This window comes from Paenibacillus sp. BJ-4 (assembly GCF_020404765.1).
Lineage (GTDB): Bacteria > Bacillota > Bacilli > Paenibacillales > Paenibacillaceae > Paenibacillus.
In genome coordinates this window covers 109023-126780 of record NZ_JAIVEM010000072.1, presented here as the reverse complement: position 1 = coordinate 126780, position 17758 = coordinate 109023, and the positions used below count along the sequence as shown (strand labels likewise).

Sequence of the window (17758 nt, the reverse complement as noted above, 5' to 3'; positions counted from 1 at the left end):
AAGTTAAAAACCTCCAAGCGCCGCATATTCAAGAACATTCGGTTGCTTTGGAGGTTTTTTTTGTATCATCAAATACGATGCCTGAATGTAAATGACTCACATTTTTCAGGGAGCCGTGCGCAGCTTTCGTCTGTTCACCAGACGGATGATTCCGTTGTTCATGCACATCAATCCGGTCACAATGAGCAGCACCCCTGCCAGCATCCACCAGCTTACATGCTCTCCATATAAAAAAGCACCAAGGCCTACAGCAATCGGTGGTGAAATATAGAGCCATGTGGTCGGAAACAGTGGATTCGTACGCTCCATGAGCCAGTAGAACAGTGTATGTGCAATCATCGAACCAAACAGGATCAGATAAAATAACGACCCCATGGCAGGAAGGTACTGCCACCCCTCAGAACTCCACGGTTCCGTGATCGCAGACAGTACCAGCAACATCCAACCACCATGGAACATTTGCGCTGCATTCAAGGCAATCGGATTCGTATCACGAAACGCATCCATGACTCGCTTGGAATAAAGAGCCCCTCCCGAATAACACAGCTCACCCAGCAAAATGACTATGCAACCCGCTAGCCACAAACCGCTAATCTGAACCGCCAATCCGGGCAATACCACGAGCACTACCCCGAGAAAACTAATCATGCAGCCAATGAGCGTAATTCTCGTCGTTTTTTGCCGCAGTAATGCGGACTGCATCAGCACAATCATCATCGGCCCAGTAGCTGACAAAATAGCACCGATCCCCGAGCTGACATATTGCTCTGCCCAATACAGTGCTGAAAATGTACCGAAGGTCGTTCCCGCTCCAATCAGCAGCATTTCCTTACGCCATAATAACGACCACCGAACCTTTCCCGATAGTCTCATCGCAATAAACAAAATCGCTCCTGCTGCCAGAAAGCGTGTGCCTGCTGATAGGAATGGTGGAAGCCCGGCTTCCACTCCCACTTTTATAGCCAAAAATGTTGTGCCAAAAATAAGACACATTACTGTAAAGGCAATACCAATCATGACACTTCCCTCTCCCTTCTGTTACTCACAAGCATACAAGGAGACAGACAGAACAGATGTGTACCCACAGAACAGTTGTATATGATTTTGAAGGGATGTATAGTACAATACACACAAAAGGAGCGTGGACAGCATGGGCAGGAACAACAGCGAATTACTCTTTTCGACGACCGATCAGGCCTTAAAGCTGTATGAGCAGGTCATTCATTACCTTAATGTGCGGATTGATCGCGGGGACTGGCCAGCCAACGTTAAGTTGCCATCTGTGCGAAGCTTGGCTCAGGAATTGGGTGTGCATCGGTTAACCGTCTTCCGGGCATATCAGGAATTAAAGCAACAGGGGCGTATTTATGTAAAGGATAAATCAGGGTACTACGCTCATGCTTCCCATGCAAATACATTGGAAGGATTTTCCTCCCGCTCGGAACGTTCATCTACCAAACAAAACTTACACTCGGAATCTGCCTACGCGGCAGACGATCCGTCTATTTCCGCCTGGAGGGGAATGGATGGGCTTACCCGTGTCCAGTCTGTGAACGCCGACTTCCAATTTTCCAAATCATTGATTGATCCGTCTCTCCTGCCCAACCGATATTGGGGAGAATTAATGATGCAGGTTTTTGAAAAGCATCCGAAAGTGGCGGCTACCTATTCTTCTGTACAAGGGGATGCTGAGCTGCGTGATGCCATGGCGCAGCATTTTAGTGCAGATAAGCATTTTGCCTTATCAACAGACGAAGTGCTGATTACCTCCGGCGCACAACAAGCCATCGATTTAATTTCCCGATCTCTTCTACGTACAGGAGACCGTGTATTAATCGAGCGGCCTGCCTATGGTCCCGCTATGGAAATATTCCGTAGACAAGGCGCACGTCTGACTACAACTGATATTCGCCCGGAAGGTTATGATATGGATCAGATTGAATGGTGCATGAAAACGGAAAAACCGCGTCTCTTTTATATGAATCCGACATTTCACAACCCGACCGGCTTTACGGTACCTGATGAGCAGCGCAAACGTCTGCCCGAACTGGCTGAGCGTTATGGATGTCTTATTGTCGAGGATGACAGCACCTATGACATCAGCTTTGGGCAAAAGCCCCCTTCCCCGATTTTTGCCTATGACATCTCGGGAAGCGTCGTCTACATTCGCAGCTACAGCAAATATGTAGCACCCGGTCTGCGCATCGCAGCCGTGACCTGTCGACGCCAGGTTATGGCCAGCCTGATGAGTGTCAAAGCGCTGGTGGACAATGGATCGCCACTGCTGAATCAAAAGCTGTTTTTACAATACTTTCAATCTCCACGTATGCAGCAGCATATCAAAAAGCTATGTATCGCGCTCCAGATTCGTAAGGAAACGATGGAAGGCAGTCTCCGCGAATCAGGCTGGACATGGACCAGCCCGTCAGGAGGACTCAACCTGTGGCTCCAGCTGCCTTTTGCGTTGAAGCCCAATGAGTTGCTTGCCAAATGTATACAGGAGTCCGTCTCCTTTGTACCGGGTAACGTATTTGATCCCGTTGGCGCGGAGGGTACAACGCATGTGCGGCTGTCCTATTCATACGCCAACGAGCTGCAAATCAAAGAGGGCATCTCCAAACTACTCCGCATCAGCCGGTCGATGTAATGGGGATTGCTATTCCAACGGCAGACTCATGCCGGTTTGTGCCAAGCAAATCCCTTCCAGAAGCCCGTAGTTGCGTGTGACATCCACATCATGGGACATATGTGTAAATACCGTACAATCAGGCTCAAGCCTTCCTATAAGCTCCTGAGCCTCGAGCATGTCATATACCGAGCGGGTCGAATACTCGGCCTCCTCATGATAAAAACTCGTTCCGAGCACGAGCAGATTCAGATTATGCAAGGGCAGAATTTCCGCCTCATTCAGTCCAATCGAATCCGAACAATAGGCCCACGAAAAGCCGTCCTTTTCCAGTCGATAAGCGTAAGCATATCCGTTCTTGCCATGATTCACACGCCAGCCTCGGATATTCCACCCGGCAAGCTGGGCTCCCTGATCAACAGGGATGAGATCCAGATGTCCAGGAAGCCAGGAAAATTGACGCAGAATCGTATCAATCACTTCCTGTGGAGCATACAAGCGGCCTCTATTCCCGGTCCAGCGACAGGCATCCGCCCATTCCGGCAATCCTCCAATATGATCAAAATGCGCATGTGTAACAAGGATCGTACGGATGAAGCGGAGGTCCCGTAATTCTAGCTGTCTGCGCCAGTCCGGACCACAATCAATCATAAAGTCCTCCGTATCGCTTTCGATCAGCACAGACGATCTCAGCCTTACATTCGCCCCTGTCGAGCGTGCCTCTGTGCAGACGAGACAATCACAATATACACGCGGAACACCCATTGCATCCCCCGTGCCAAGAAAAATAAGCCGATTCATGAATTAAACTCCTATCTATCTGAATGGTTGTCGTATTACTATTATAGCGAACACACCGATTCTGCGTAAATCGTCTGCGTAAATTCTTCCACCTCCAACGCCAAAAGGAGCATGCCCCAAGCCCTGAAATCAGGCCGGACATCCCCTCATGCGTAATTGTTATACTTTTAAATCATTATAGGCATTGGATCTTTCTTCAGGCGATTTTCCACCATCCAGCTCGTCTGGTCATTATACAGATAGGCCCGATGTACCAGCACTCGCACTTGCTGACCAGGCTCCAGAGTAGATTTCTCCAGCGAACGGTACGTCATAAGCCGTTGATCTCCGACCTGTACTTCAACCATCCACTCACTTCCCCGGAAATGCAAATGCTTCACAACGCCTTCCTCGGTCGCTGACAGAAGTGCAAACTCTTCACTTGGCCCGACATCAATATACTCCGGCCGGATCAAGGCACGTACTCCTACTCCAGCAGCTTCCTCGAAGCCCTTAAGGCTGGATGCCTGTTCAATCACTGTCGACTCACCAATAAAAGAAGCAACGAACGGCGTCCCCGGCTTTTTATAAATATCCCAAGGCGTTCCCTTCTGCTCCAGCCTTCCTTGATTAATGACCATAATTTCATCCGCTACCTCAATCGCCTCATCCTGATCATGAGTGACGAAAATGGAGGTAATGCCCACCCGCTCAATCAACTCCCGCAGCCAGCTTCGCAGCTCCTGACGAATCTTGGCGTCAATGGCTGCAAAAGGCTCATCCAGCAGCAACAATTGAGGCTCCGGCGCCAAGGCACGCGCAAAAGCAACCCTCTGCCGCTGCCCACCTGATAATTGATGCGGATAACGATGCTCGAAGCCTTTGAGCCCTGTCAGCTCGACCAGCTCTGTGACTCGCTCTTTGATATGGGCTTTGGAGCTTTTTTTCACTTTTAGACCAAAGGCAATATTATCGTACACGCTCATGTGCTTAAACAAAGCATAGTTTTGGAAGACAAATCCGATTCCGCGCTCTTGAGGGGCCAGCTCATTCACTCTTTTTCCGTGGAAATGAATCTCTCCGGTATCTGGTTGCTCCAACCCTGCCAAAATGCGTAAAATAGAGGTTTTTCCGCCACCACTCGGACCGAGTAAACCAATCAAATGGCCCTTCCGAATCTCAAAAGATACGTCCTTTACCGCATGAAAATTACCGAAATGCTTGTTTAATCCCTTTACTTCGACATGCATATCCGTACACTTCCTTTCCGCTTCTGAACCTGTTCAGGAACAGCAGCAGCCTTGCTTTTCGCAAAGCGCGTACCTCATTTGAGTCATTCAACTAATCCAATGTCTATACTATGTTTTTCTTATGTGATACTTTATCAAAGGAAAGCTTTTGTCGTCAACTCTATATATTAGGTTGAGAGCTAAAAGGGTAAAATATGAAAAAGAAAGGAGATGAAATCATCATGCTGCATACTTTAGAGTTATCTACTACACGGCGAGATGAAATACGTGATATTACTCGTGAGGTTGCTTCACTGGTCGAAAAAAGCGGGGTTCAACACGGAACCGTACTCATCTATTGTCCACACACAACGGCCGGAATTGCCATTAATGAAAATGCTGACCCGGATGTCAAACATGATGTGATATTAAGACTGGATGAGGTTTACCCGTGGGAACATCCCCAATATCGCCATATGGAGGGAAACACGGCGTCCCACCTTAAATCCATCACAACGGGCCCCTCTCAGACTGTCATCATCCATGATGGAAGGATGCTACTAGGACGATGGCAAGGAATTTATTTTTGTGAATTCGATGGACCACGCAGGCGACAATACTATGTAAAAATCATGGAGGGCTGACGACCATAAAAAAAAGACGATGATGTTCTCCTCCTGGATTCATCATCGTCTGTTAAATTCTTAGTCGCTTTCGCAAAGTAACGTAATGATTAGTCACCGCCTTGAAGTGCAAATACCTAGAAAAGCGCCCTATAAGTTCATGGCCGAGGCGTGTGATTGCAGGTACGCTCATAGGTGTCTGCACAGCAGCTTTACATGTGCTAAAGCAGCAGGTCTGATTTCTTCAAAGGTTAAACCATCTTGGATATAGAATGACACAAAGCCGTGCATAGATAAAAACAGACTTTTCGGTACCCATGAACAATCTTCCTCCGAGTGTCCCTGACCACTCAATTCCTGAAGGATCATAGAAGCAAACAATTCCACACAACGGTTTTGCTCTGTGCGACAATATGCAAGCAATTCTTCATCGTGCATCATAAACATAATTTCGTACTGATATGGATTTTCTAAGCCAAAACGGATGAATTCCAGCATCAAGTACTCCAGTCTGCTCAAGCCGCCCTCAGGCGTACCTGTTGCTGATTGCAGCAAAATTCCGCGCAATGTATTAAAATCCTCAATTACAATGGCGTAGAACAGTTCAGCCTTCTCTTTAAAATGATAATATAACGAACCATGACTGTAACCCAGATGCTGGCCAATGCTGCGCATTGAAATCGCACGGTAGCCCTTGGTAATAAACAAGTGCCTGGCCGCTTCCAGAATCCGCCCTCTTGACAACTCCTGTTCCACTGCTCTTCTAGCCATATTATTTATTCCCCTTCAATAAAGTAAAGCTGCTCTCCCTCCGACACAAGTGATTGCCCCTGTGTCAAATCTGTTATCCAGTTGCTGAAGGATTCAGCATCACCAGCCAGCGGCAGACAGGTTAACGTAACTTTATCCGTAAATATGGTTTCTCCAGTACGGATGCTGCGATTCCGCAATTCATTTTCCACTTTACCCAACCAAGTATAATCTAATTCCACAAAAATTTCACGATGCAATACACGCGTAATCGCATCGCCTGCCTCGATTGCTGCAACGGCACCGTCTGAGTATGCACGAATCAGACCTCCTGCTCCCAGCAAAATACCACCAAAGTAACGGGTGACGACAATCGCCACATTTTTCAGCTTCTGATTACGGATCACCTCCAAAATGGGCTTTCCAGCCGTACCACTTGGTTCTCCATCATCCGATTGCTTCTGGATTTCGTCTCTTTCTCCAATCATGTAAGCTGAACAATTGTGGGTTGCATTCCAGTGCTCTTTTTTGATGCGTTCTATGAAAGCCGTCGCCTCTTCCTCGGTTTGAACAGGCTGAATATGGCCGATAAAACGGGATTTACGGATCACAATTTCCTTGCTGCCGGAACCGCGTACGGTTCGGTATTGTTCCAACATATTACGTATACCCTTCCTTACTTCATTTTACAAGAAAGCAGTCCCCCGCTTCTGGCAGCCGGTGAACTGCTTCCCTGTACTTTATCTGAGGCTACAACCTATAACACCCTGCTCGAAATCCTGCTTTGGGTCAGAGATTATAGTTCCCTTATTCAGACAATCTCGCTTCAAGCTCAGCTTTTTCTTTTTCGAAGCCCGGTTTGCCCAACAAGGCAAACATATTCTTCTTGTACGCTTCTACGCCCGGTTGATCGAACGGATTTACGCCCAGCAAGTAGCCGCTGATGCCGCAAGCTTTTTCGAAGAAATAAGCCAGATACCCGAAGGAGTACGGGCTCAGGTCAGGAATATTTACAATGAGGTTCGGTACTTGTCCGTCTGTGTGAGCCAGCAATGTACCTTGGAATGCTTTTTTATTTACAAAATCCACGGTTTTGCCTGCCAGGAAGTTCAGTCCGTCCAGATCATCCTGGTCTGCCTCGATGGTGATGTGGCTAGGCACATTTTCGACTTGGATAACCGTTTCGAAAATATTGCGGCTGCCTTCCTGAATGAATTGTCCCATGGAGTGCAGGTCTGTCGAGAAATCAACGGACGCAGGATAGATGCCTTTATAATCCTTGCCTTCGCTTTCGCCGTACAGCTGTTTCCACCACTCGGATACGAAATGCAGGGAAGGCTCATAGTTTACGAGAATTTCAATGGCTTTACCTTTACGGTACAGAGCGTTACGAACGGCTGCATATTGGTAAGCCTGGTTCTCAGCTACGTTCGGGCTGCTGTATTCTTTGGATGCGTCTGCCGCTCCTTGCATCATTTCCTCAATGTTAATGCCGGCTGTAGCAATCGGCAGCAAGCCTACTGCTGTCAGTACAGAGTAACGGCCACCCACATCATCAGGAATAATGAAGGATTCATAGCCTTCTTCGTTAGCGAGTTTTTTCAGAGCGCCGCGTTCTTTATCCGTTGTTGCGTAAATACGTTTGCGCGCTTCTTCTTTCCCGTATTTTTTCTCCAGAGCTGCACGGAATACGCGGAAAGCGATAGCTGGCTCAGTAGTCGTACCTGATTTGGAAATAACATTGACGGAGAAGTCTTTTCCTTCAATCAGTTCCAGCAGATGATTCATATATGTAGAGCTGATGTTATTGCCTGCAAAATAGATAGCCGGACCTTTGCGTTGGTCTTTAGACAGGGCATTGTAGAAAGAATGCGATAGCATCTCAATGGCAGCACGTGCTCCAAGGTAAGAACCGCCGATACCGATGACGATCAGTACTTCGGAATCGCTTTGGATTTTAGCTGCAGCCTTTTGGATGCGTGCGAATTCTTCTTTATCATAATTGGTAGGCAGGTCAATCCAACCCAAGAAATCGGAGCCTACACCTGTTTGGTTGTGCAGTTGCTCATGAGCTAGTTTGATGGGTTCTGCAAAATAATCAATTTCGTGCTGACCTACAAAGGAGAGTGCTTTAGTGTAATCAAAAATAACTTTTTTAGACATGTTTGGAACCTCCTGTTTGGTATTACTAAGACCATGAATACGAACATAAGGACTTAGGAATAGGATACTTTAATTTGCAGGGCCTGACAAGCTTGCGTTACCTGTATGTCGTGTGCCTTGACAGACCCCGGTGTAGATAGGGTGGCATACCCATGCTACAATAAATTGAGAACAACCTGTTAAACATTCATTTCAAGCCGAATTCGCATCTTATCGGACGGTATCCTCCAACAAGAAAGGTGATTAGCAATGAAAAACATCGGATTTATCGGACTGGGCACCATGGGCGCCCCGATGGCATCCAATCTGCTGAAGCAGGGATTTGGAGTCACGGTTTATAACCGTACGGCTTCACGCTGCGAGCCACTGGTAGAGCAGGGCGCTCGTACAGCTTCAACGCCTCGTGAGGCAACTGAAGGTCAGCAACTGGTCATTACCATGGTCAGCGATGATAACTCAATTCGTGACATCTATTACGGTGAGGACGGCGTGTTTGCCGGTCTCACATCTGGCGTGACCGTGATGGATAACAGCACGATTTCACCTGAGCTGGTCAAACAGCTTGCCGCTGAAGCGGACAAGCTGGGCTGCTCCTTCATTGATGCTCCTGTAACAGGTAGCAAGCCTGCCGCTGTTGACGGAACACTCGTGTTCATGGTCGGCGGAAACGCGGAAGCCATTGCAGCACAGTCGGACGTTTTTGATGCCTTGGGCAAAAAGGTACTTCATATGGGGCCAAACGGCAGCGGAGCCGTAGCCAAGCTCGCTCATAATACGATGGTCGGCATTAACAACCTCGCTCTGGCTGAGGGCTTCGCTATTGCCGCCAAATCCGGTATTCCGGCAGACAGCTTCCTTGAACTGGTTCAGCTCGGATCGGCTGGCAGCAAGGCTGCGGACCTGAAAGGACGCAAAATCATTGAGCATGATTTTAGCAACCAGTTCTCACTTGCCTTGATGCTCAAGGACTTGAAGCTTGCTTCCTCCCTTACCGATAGCCTGTCCATTCCGACACCAATGCTGGCCATTGCCAAAAGCCTGTTTCAAGCCGGGCAAACGCAAGGCTACGGTGACGAGGACTTATCCGCTGTCGTGAAGACATACGAAGCATGGATTGGCCGCACCATTGGTGGCAAGCCTCTCGAATAAGCTGTAATTTTCTTTGCTGTTATACGCTAGCTTAAAGGGTAAGGACACTTGGCTTGAAGTCGTGTGTTCTTACCCTGTTTAGCTGTTTATTCAGGGTAAGAACAGCAATAATCAGTCACACTTCGTACTTCAAGTTTGAACGAGGACTGCGCAGGTACGTGGAACGTTGCCGTTCCCTGTATTTCCAGCCATTCCTCAGTACCTGGAAGCAATACTTTCAGATCCCCTGCCAAAATCTCCATGATCTCGCGGGAATCCGTGCCGAATTCATATATTCCCGGCAGCATAATCCCCAGTGTAACCTTACTGCCGTCACTCAGGATGACTGTACGGCTCGTGACCTGACCGTCATAATATATATTTGCTTTTTTAACTACGCTGACTCCATCAAACTGTGACATTTTTTATCCCCTCATCTGCTCATCAATGGTTGAATGAATATTGTGCATCATAACATAGATTTGATTCCATATTCAGTAAGAAAATACACACTGCATCGCCGTATCCTATACACTGGATTTTCAAAAAAGATTTCTTGAAAATCTCGGTTGTATGAAACAAACAGCCGTAAGCCTTTCTCAGGTTACGACTGTCTGTTTCACTTGGATTTCCATCACAGGAGCGTTGTTTACTCCGTTTTATTTCAACAAAGCTTTCACACGGTCAACTACGTTTTCTACTGTAAAGCCATATTCCTTAATGACGCGGTCGCCAGGTGCGGATGCGCCAAATGTACTGATACCGAGAATGTCGCCTTGGTCGCCGACATATTTTTCCCAGCCCAGTGGGTACGCCATTTCTACAGCCAAACGGGCTTTCACATCAGGCAGCAGAACGGAATCTTTATAAGCTTTGTCTTGTTTTTCGAACAGATCCCAGCTTGGGAAGCTGATAACACGTACTTGGATACCTTGCTCCGCCAGTGCTTCCTGTGCTTTAACAGCCAGTTGTACTTCGGAACCTGTAGCCAGAATTTGAGCAACCGGCTTGCCGTCCTTTGCATCTGCAACGACATAAGCACCGCGTTGGATACCTTCACGTGCATGCTCGGCAGAAGCAGCCAGGATTGGCAGGTTTTGACGAGTCAATACCAGAGCAACCGGGTTTTTCTTGTTTTCCAGCGCGTAAGCCCAAGCAGCAGAAGTTTCATTGCCATCCGCCGGACGAATGACCGTCAGGTTCGGGATAATACGCAGGGAAGCCAATTGTTCAATCGGCTCATGGGTAGGACCATCTTCACCTACAGCAATACTGTCGTGAGTCAGAACGTAGGTTACAGGCAATCCCATCAGAGCTGCCAGACGAACGGCCGGACGCAGATAATCGGTAAATACAAAGAATGTACCGCCGAATACTTTTACGCCTTGGTGCAGTGCCATACCGTTCATTGCAGCAGCCATACCAAATTCGCGGATACCGAAATAGATATTACGGCCGGCATAGTCTTCTGGCGTAAAGTTCGTCAGATTGTTCAAATGTGTCATCGTGGAGCTTTCCAGATCGGCAGATCCGCCTGTCAGGAAAGGTACGTTCGGCGCCAATCCGTTCAGTGCATTACCAGAAGCTACGCGAGTCGAAACGGCTTTGTCTCCAGCAGAGTATTTCGGAAGATCACGGTCCCAGCCGTCTGGAAGATCGCCGTTGATTGCTGTTTCGAACTGGGCTGCCAAATCAGGATGAGCCGCTTTGTATTTCGCAAATTGTTCATCCCATGCTTTGTTCGTCGCGATACCGCGCTCTTTTACTTTTGCAAAATGCTCGCGAACCTCTTGCGGTACATGGAAGTCCTCTTCGTATACCCACTTGTAAAATTCTTTTGTCAGCTTGGCTTCTTCTGCACCCAGCGGAGAGCCGTGAGTACCGCCGTGTCCGCCTTTACCTTGTTTGTTCGGGCTTCCGTAGCCGATGACTGTTTTCACTTCAATCAACGTAGGACGTGTGGAATCGCCTTGCGCCTCTTCAATCGCTTTTTGGATCGCTGGAAGATCGTTGCCATCCTCTACGCGCAGCACTTGCCAGTTGTAAGCCTCAAAACGTTTGGCAACACTCTCGGAAGAAGACAGATTCAGCTTACCGTCCAGTGTAATATCATTGGAGTCGAACAATACGATCAGCTTGCCCAGTTGCAGACGCCCAGCCAGTGAAGCCGCCTCGTGGGAAATACCTTCCATCAGATCGCCATCGCCGCAGATCGCATATGTGAAGTGATCCACAACTTTAAATCCGTCTTTATTGTATGTTGCAGCCAGTTGAGCTTCGGCCATTGCCATACCTACGGACATGGCCAAGCCTTGTCCCAGTGGTCCTGTCGTAGCATCTACACCAGCAGTGTGTCCAAACTCAGGGTGACCTGGTGTAAGACTGCCCCATTGACGGAATTGTTTAAGCTCTTCCATAGGCAGATCATAGCCGCTCAGGTGCAGCAAGCTGTACAGCAGCATGGAGCCGTGTCCTGCAGACAGTACAAATCGGTCACGGTTAACCCATGTAGGATGATCCGGGTTATGATTCATTGTTTTAGCAAAAAGTTGGTAGCCCATTGGCGCGGAGCCCATTGGCATACCAGGATGTCCCGAATTCGCTTTCTCGATGGCGTCAATTGCCAACGTACGAATAGTTGTGATGGACAAATTGTCGATTGTGGAGTTTTCATCCTTTTGAATCGCTTGATTCTGGTCAGTCATGGTTTGCCTCCTCATATTGTAAAAAGTATGCCAATTGCATTCGGTCATGCTCTCCAATACTACTGTCCGATATCGAAACAGCGTCTCTTGGAGTGAGTGAATCTGCTTGAATGTTTCAATATGACTTATACATTCTTAAGTATTGTACCATTTGCCGTGAAGGTTTGCCAGATTGTTTATAGAGATGGTTGTCGAAATGTGGTACAGAGTCCTCATATCAATATACCCGTTATGTATTAACCTCATTTAAAAAATGATAAAATCACGAAAAAATATCACAAAAAACAAAGCCCGTCGAAATGACGGGCTTTGTTTTTTTTAAAAGTGGTGTACTCAAAATTTTTTTTAAAATTTTAAGATTAATTAAAAACGACGGTTTTGTTCTCATGAACCAGAACTCGATCCTCCACATGCCACTTCACGGCCCTTGCCAAAACGACCCGCTCAATGGTGCGTCCAATTCGTTTTAGCTCATTTACATCGTCTCCGTGGCTTACCCGCTGCACGTCCTGCTCAATGATCGGACCACCGTCCAATTCCTCGGTTACATAATGCGCGGTAGCGCCAATAATTTTCACCCCGCGTTTATATGCTTGGGCGTACGGCTTGCCACCCACAAATGCAGGCAGAAAGGAATGATGGATATTGATAATCCGGTTGCGGTAGTGCTCAATAAACTTGGGAGAAATAATTTGCATGTACCGCGCCAAAATAATAACATCAATGTCGTCACCAATGACCTCCAGTTGACGGCGCTCCGCCTCTGGCTTGGTATCAGGTGTTATCGGAATATGATGATACGGGATGCCAAACGATTCCACATACTCCTTCATATCCAGATGATTACTAACCACCAATGCAATATCTGCGTCCAGATCCCCTGCCTGCCATTGCCACAGCAGCTCTACCAAACAGTGATCCTCTTTGGAAACGAAAATAGCTAGTTTTTTCTTGCGGCTGACCGCAGCAATCGTCCACTCCATACGGAATTGCTCAGCAACAGCGACAAAGTCCTGCTCCAGCTGCGGCTGGGCTGCACTCAAATTCGGCAGATCAAATTCAACCCGCATAAAAAACATACCGCCGGACGGGTCCATTGTATACTGGTCAGATTGGACGATATTGGCCCCATGCTCGTACAAAAAGCGGGACACGGCCGCTACAATCCCCGGCCCATCAGGGCAGGATACAAGCATACGTGCGCGGTTTTCATGTGCAGATAAAGTGCTGTTTGGATGATGTTTTACGTGAAGTTCCATGTGGCTACTAATCCCCCTTGGTTTATACTGTCACTGGCAAATGACTGCCGGCAAACCAGGCAATCAGCCGTTGATTAATATGTTCTTCGCTTAGCTCTGGAAACAGGGCTGCCTCCGTGATCATGTCATACAGACGCTCCAGCGGCTCACGTGGATCGGCTTTTCTCGCTTTGGCATCATTTTTCAGCAGAGTCCAAGTGTCCAGCACAAATTTTCGTACATCCACATCCTGCTTTTTGAAAAACGAATGCAATTGCTCGACCTGACCCAAAAATTCATCTCCAAAGCGCTCCTTCACATTTCCGCGAAGCAAAGCAATTTCAACTTCATACATCGGACGCTGCGTTTTGGCTTCCTTTCCGATCCATGGTGTTTCCAAAATAAATGGGCGTCCTTGAAGTGCCTCATGATGTACCACATTATGAATGGTCTGATAGCCGATCCAGCCCGATCCAATCGGAGTATGACGGTCTTTACGAGCGCCGACTGGATTTTTGCTGTCATTGATGTGAACCACTGCAATGCGATTCAAGCCAACAATACGGTCAAATTGCTGCAAAACACCATCCAGATCGTTCACGATATCATAGCCCGCATCATGAATATGGCAGGTGTCCATACAAACCTTAAGACGCTCGTTGTGCTCCACTTTATCTATAATGGAGGCAATTTCCTCGAAGCTACGTCCCATTTCGGTACCTTTACCCGCCATTGTTTCAAGTGCAATATTAACATCTGTCTCTTTAACACCGTTCAGTACCTCGTTCAGACCATCCGCAATACGCCCGATTCCGTACTCTGCATCCTTATCGGTAAAAGCACCCGGATGCAGCACTATATTTTTCACACCAATCGCGTGTGTGCGGCGAATTTCCTCCTGAAGAAAGCTAACCGCCAGCTCATAGGTATTTTCTTTATAGGAACCGAGATTAATGATATACGGGGCATGCACCACGATATCCTCCATCCCTTTTTCGGTCATTAACTGCTTGCCTTCTTCCAAATACATGGATTCCATCGGCTTACGACGCGTATTTTGCGGTGCCCCCGTATATATCATAAACGAGCTGGACCCGTAAGAAGACGCTTCTTTTGTAGCACTCAGCAGACCCTTGTCCGAGAAGGACACATGAGAACCAATTTTCAGCATGATCCTGATTCATCCCCTTATCCTTATTATCCTGTTATGCTTGTCTTAATTAATTTAATCATTTTAACGTGATTATTGAAATCAAACAACATGGCTTTTATGGCAGCCTATCGTATGTGCTTTCATTGGGAATCATACAAGCATAGTACGAACCAGAAGACATGCCCGTCCAACGAGGGTAAGTAAAAGCATGGATTGATGGCCTTTAGGGGCCATTAGCGTACACAAGTCGTTCAAAAGAAGTTTTTTTTCTTAAAAAGGGTTATATTCTATAACATATATATTTTTGCGAATCGGAAGGAGAGCTTGCTCCATGAACATCATCGTGTGCGGAGGTACTGGATTGGTAGGGAGTGCGCTGGTCAAAAGCCTGCTGGGCGACGGATACACTGTGAAGGTCATTACGCGTAAGCCGCTGGAAGGTCACGAATCAAGCCCCCGCTTGCAATACATGAGCTGGAACGAATTGAAACAAAGGCCTGAATTACTGGAAGGCACAGATGCGGTCGTTAATTTGGCAGGCGAAACGCTGAATCAACGCTGGACGGACAAGTCCAAACAAAGAATTCTTCAATCACGACTATTGTCCGTTGCCCGGCTGGCTCAGGCACTGAATACTCTGCAAAGAAAACCGGAGGTCATCATTCAGGCATCGGCTGTTGCCGCATATGGAACTTCCTTGACCGAAACGTTCGATGAAACCAGCCCACGTCGTTCGGAAGATTTTCTTTCACAGGTGGTCGAGCAGTGGGAAGAGGCCACAGGCGCCTATCCATCCGATTCCCGTTTAATTAAGCTACGTATTAGCCTCGTGCTGGACAGAAAAAAAGGGGCGTTTCCACTTATGAAATTGCCCTACAGATTCGGATTCGGCGGCAGAATAGGCAGCGGTAATCAATGGATGAGCTGGATTCATATTAAGGATATCGTTCGTCTGATCACGTACTGCATCCATACAACGGAGATCGTTGGGGCAGTGAATGCTTCATCACCACACCCGTTGACGAACGACCAGTTTGGCAGAACCGTCGCTCAAGTATACCATCGTCCACATTGGTTCCCCGTTCCCGGCTTTCTCGTTCAAAAGCTTGTCGGTGAGATGAGCACCCTTGTATTGGACGGGCAAAAAGTACTCCCACGCAAAGCGCTGGAGCACGGATTTAAGTTTAACTATCCTTCACTGAAGGAAGCGCTGGAGGAACTCCATTCTCCTCCAAAGCAGCGTTGAATTAAAAGAGGAACTCCAGGATGGTAGCATCTCACCAGCTAGGGTTCCTTTTTGACAATCTATTTTCATACAAAAAAAATTTAATTTAAATAATACGAACCATAGAACCCTTCTTTATTCTTTTAATGTGTTCTGATTCCTGTACAAACACTAGGACGAATTCTTGCAACGCCTCTTAACTTATCCCTTCAGCTATCCTCTCAACTATTTCCTTATCAAAATCATCTAGTTCAGCCATTAAAAGATCATATTGTTTTATAGATTCAGAGGTGTTCAATACTCGAAGTACTGCAATACTGTAGTGTCCAAGAGTATCAATACCAAATAGCTTGTTTACTTCCGGATCTCTGAACTGGCTAATATACTTCAATTTTTCGATAATTTTTTGGTTGCAGAGCTTCTTTTTTGCTATCTGACTCATAGCATTCATCATAACCTGGTTATGATGAATATCCAGACACTCCACTAATTTATCGTCACTTATCTTTCCCTCTCGTATTTCTTTTGATAAAGTGAGTAGATTCATTATACACTCTCCATTCAATCTAGTTTAACTGGTCCAAAATTCTCTAAAAGATACTGCCGTTCATTTCTGTAATTGCCCCAGAGATGTTCTGCAAGCTCCTTATTTCCAATCCTCTCTGCTTCTTTTATCTCCACCATATAAGCCCTAAGCTCCATGATAATTCTATTTTTGAATTCATATGTTACATCCAAACTTGGAAATCCTTTAGCCTTATCATCAAGGAAATGTTGATACTCATGTCGCAATGCACTAATTGAAGCATCCTCATATATATTCAGTTGACCAGGCTTCCCTGATCCTTTGGGAGCATACGCCATAATATCTCTATCCAAAATCCTAACTTCAACACCCGCTTCTTGTGTGTTTTTAATAATGTTACTCCACTCTTCTGGGTGAGAAAGTCTTCCCGGACCATAAATATCCCTAAATGGGTCAGCATCATTTTTACCTAACATATTATCAGATAAACGTTTTGAAGTCCCTTTAGCTTCAATAATAGTCCCAGATTTCACCTCATATTTTATTGACGATCCCAAACCAACTTTAGGCTTAATTACTGAGCTAACTCCTCCAAATAGTGCAGCTGTACTAATCATATTGGCCCAATGTTCCTTTGACCAAGCATTTGTAGGGAATGTAGCTTCTCTGATCATTCCATGTATACCAAAAGTCCAGAAGTTAAAAAAATCATTTGCTGAATCAAACTGCTTGGATGCTCGCTCCGCATATCCTTGATACAGACCTTTCGGAATACCAAATGTCCAATAGTCTAAAAATCCTCCTACGGAGTCATAGCGTTTTTCGTATCTGTCCTCCGCAGCAGCCATAAAATCCTCACCAAGCTCTACCAAACTATCTGCCGATTTTTCCAAAGCATTCCGTGTATCTGGAGCAGGAACTGCACAAGCATTCGGTGGAGGTGGTAAACAGCTAGAGTCTATACTCCCTACTTCCATTAGATCCGCTAATCTGAATTTTTCTGCATGATGACGCAACTCCCTAGCAATGGAATCCGTCAGAGTAACAAAGTCAGTCATATTCTTCTGAGATGTTTGGAAACGGTAGTAGAATTGCTCTTTGGTTATACCATCCCATGATTGCTGCATAAAAGAAATTTGCTGTATCAATTGACTATTCATCTGAATCGCTGTTTTCTGTGCAGAGTCAAATTGCTTGGAGACGGATATAAGTTGTTCAGGAGTTACTCTAATGGTTGTCATAATTTACCTCGGTTCAAGTTCGTTATGACATGATAGCATTATTCAAATTTATGGAAAACAGCCTTATCTCCTAAATTGTTATAAGAAAGAGTGTTTCTTTATACCTGTATCAAAAGGCTCAGCTCTGAGTATCAGCAAATAGTTATACCTCCCCGTCAACTGCCGCTAAAATGTGGCGTAACGAGTACATAGCTATGAAAATTATCGACGATATATGTAACAAGCTAGAATGTAATTTGACAGATGTCATCAAACATACTCTAGATGATAAATTGAATCAAAATACTCAATAAACTACCCTCAACTTAAACGTCAAAGAAGCCCAATACTTTAAATGGGCTTCTTTTTCTTCTATACATACATAATATATT

16 protein-coding genes and 1 pseudogene are annotated in these 17758 nt (G+C 46.3%); 5 read left to right on the top strand and 12 right to left on the bottom strand.

All coding sequences use genetic code 11. The features are described 5' to 3' along the window. Positions 1 to 105: 105 nt before the first annotated feature. Complete coding sequence (locus tag LCF57_RS13185; protein ID WP_226001103.1) at positions 106 to 1017, bottom strand: DMT family transporter; 912 nt, start codon at positions 1015 to 1017, stop codon at positions 106 to 108. A gap of 133 nt (positions 1018 to 1150) precedes the next feature. Between LCF57_RS13185 and LCF57_RS13180 the strand changes: the two genes are divergently transcribed. After that, positions 1151 to 2647 carry a PLP-dependent aminotransferase family protein gene (locus LCF57_RS13180; RefSeq protein ID WP_226001102.1) on the top strand — a complete coding sequence of 499 codons (1497 nt, stop codon included), beginning with the start codon at positions 1151 to 1153 and terminating at the stop codon, positions 2645 to 2647. A gap of 9 nt (positions 2648 to 2656) precedes the next feature. On the opposite strand, the gene LCF57_RS13175 is transcribed toward LCF57_RS13180, so the two are convergent. Together LCF57_RS13175 and LCF57_RS13170 are read right to left on the bottom strand one after the other, a co-directional pair. Beyond that, positions 2657 to 3427: an MBL fold metallo-hydrolase gene (locus LCF57_RS13175; RefSeq protein WP_226001101.1), complete on the bottom strand. Its 771-nt coding sequence runs from the start codon at positions 3425 to 3427 to the stop codon at positions 2657 to 2659. 167 nt (positions 3428 to 3594) lie between these two features. Next, positions 3595 to 4656, bottom strand: coding sequence for a sulfate/molybdate ABC transporter ATP-binding protein (locus tag LCF57_RS13170; protein WP_226001100.1), 1062 nt, complete (start codon positions 4654 to 4656; stop codon positions 3595 to 3597). A gap of 221 nt (positions 4657 to 4877) precedes the next feature. Between LCF57_RS13170 and LCF57_RS13165 the strand changes: the two genes are divergently transcribed. Further along, the gene (locus LCF57_RS13165; protein ID WP_226001268.1) at positions 4878 to 5279 is read left to right on the top strand and encodes a secondary thiamine-phosphate synthase enzyme YjbQ; all 402 of its coding nucleotides are present in this window, start codon (positions 4878 to 4880) and stop codon (positions 5277 to 5279) included. Positions 5280 to 5447: 168 nt separating this feature from the next. Here LCF57_RS13165 and LCF57_RS13160 read toward each other — a convergent pair whose 3' ends face one another. The 3 genes from LCF57_RS13160 to LCF57_RS13150 form a co-directional block, all read right to left on the bottom strand. Then, positions 5448 to 6029 (bottom strand): TetR/AcrR family transcriptional regulator, encoded by a 582-nt coding sequence (locus tag LCF57_RS13160; RefSeq protein WP_025716214.1) that lies wholly within the window; start codon positions 6027 to 6029, stop codon positions 5448 to 5450. A gap of 5 nt (positions 6030 to 6034) precedes the next feature. Further along, complete coding sequence (locus tag LCF57_RS13155; protein ID WP_226001099.1) at positions 6035 to 6667, bottom strand: YigZ family protein; 633 nt, start codon at positions 6665 to 6667, stop codon at positions 6035 to 6037. Positions 6668 to 6815: 148 nt separating this feature from the next. Then, positions 6816 to 8171: a glucose-6-phosphate isomerase gene (locus LCF57_RS13150; protein WP_226001098.1), complete on the bottom strand. Its 1356-nt coding sequence runs from the start codon at positions 8169 to 8171 to the stop codon at positions 6816 to 6818. Between the two features lie 249 nt (positions 8172 to 8420). On the opposite strand from LCF57_RS13150, the gene LCF57_RS13145 reads away from it, so the two are divergent. Further along, a complete protein-coding gene (locus LCF57_RS13145; RefSeq protein WP_226001097.1) occupies positions 8421 to 9320 on the top strand; it encodes an NAD(P)-dependent oxidoreductase in 900 nt (299 codons plus the stop codon). A gap of 86 nt (positions 9321 to 9406) precedes the next feature. On the opposite strand, the gene LCF57_RS13140 is transcribed toward LCF57_RS13145, so the two are convergent. From LCF57_RS13140 to LCF57_RS13125, 4 genes are all read right to left on the bottom strand, one after another. Next, the gene (locus tag LCF57_RS13140) at positions 9407 to 9721 is read right to left on the bottom strand and encodes a pyrimidine/purine nucleoside phosphorylase (protein WP_226001096.1); all 315 of its coding nucleotides are present in this window, start codon (positions 9719 to 9721) and stop codon (positions 9407 to 9409) included. 237 nt (positions 9722 to 9958) lie between these two features. Beyond that, complete coding sequence (gene tkt / locus LCF57_RS13135; RefSeq protein ID WP_226001095.1) at positions 9959 to 12004, bottom strand: transketolase; 2046 nt, start codon at positions 12002 to 12004, stop codon at positions 9959 to 9961. A 359-nt stretch (positions 12005 to 12363) separates the two neighbouring features. After that, positions 12364 to 13263: a formyltetrahydrofolate deformylase gene (gene purU / locus LCF57_RS13130; RefSeq protein WP_226001094.1), complete on the bottom strand. Its 900-nt coding sequence runs from the start codon at positions 13261 to 13263 to the stop codon at positions 12364 to 12366. 22 nt (positions 13264 to 13285) lie between these two features. Further along, the gene (locus LCF57_RS13125; RefSeq protein ID WP_226001093.1) at positions 13286 to 14413 is read right to left on the bottom strand and encodes a deoxyribonuclease IV; all 1128 of its coding nucleotides are present in this window, start codon (positions 14411 to 14413) and stop codon (positions 13286 to 13288) included. A gap of 313 nt (positions 14414 to 14726) precedes the next feature. Between LCF57_RS13125 and LCF57_RS13120 the strand changes: the two genes are divergently transcribed. Further along, positions 14727 to 15641: a TIGR01777 family oxidoreductase gene (locus LCF57_RS13120; protein WP_226001092.1), complete on the top strand. Its 915-nt coding sequence runs from the start codon at positions 14727 to 14729 to the stop codon at positions 15639 to 15641. A gap of 175 nt (positions 15642 to 15816) precedes the next feature. Here the strand turns inward: LCF57_RS13120 and LCF57_RS13115 are convergent, their stop codons facing one another. Continuing rightward, positions 15817 to 16167 (bottom strand): hypothetical protein, encoded by a 351-nt coding sequence (locus LCF57_RS13115; protein ID WP_226001091.1) that lies wholly within the window; start codon positions 16165 to 16167, stop codon positions 15817 to 15819. Positions 16168 to 16181: 14 nt separating this feature from the next. Continuing rightward, on the bottom strand, positions 16182 to 17387 hold the full coding sequence (locus tag LCF57_RS13110; RefSeq protein WP_226001090.1) for a WXG100 family type VII secretion target: 1206 nt from the start codon (positions 17385 to 17387) through the stop codon (positions 16182 to 16184). Positions 17388 to 17548: 161 nt separating this feature from the next. On the opposite strand from LCF57_RS13110, the pseudogene LCF57_RS13105 reads away from it, so the two are divergent. Then, positions 17549 to 17680: pseudogene (locus LCF57_RS13105) on the top strand (XRE family transcriptional regulator); the annotation flags it as partial. Positions 17681 to 17758 lie beyond the last annotated feature (78 nt).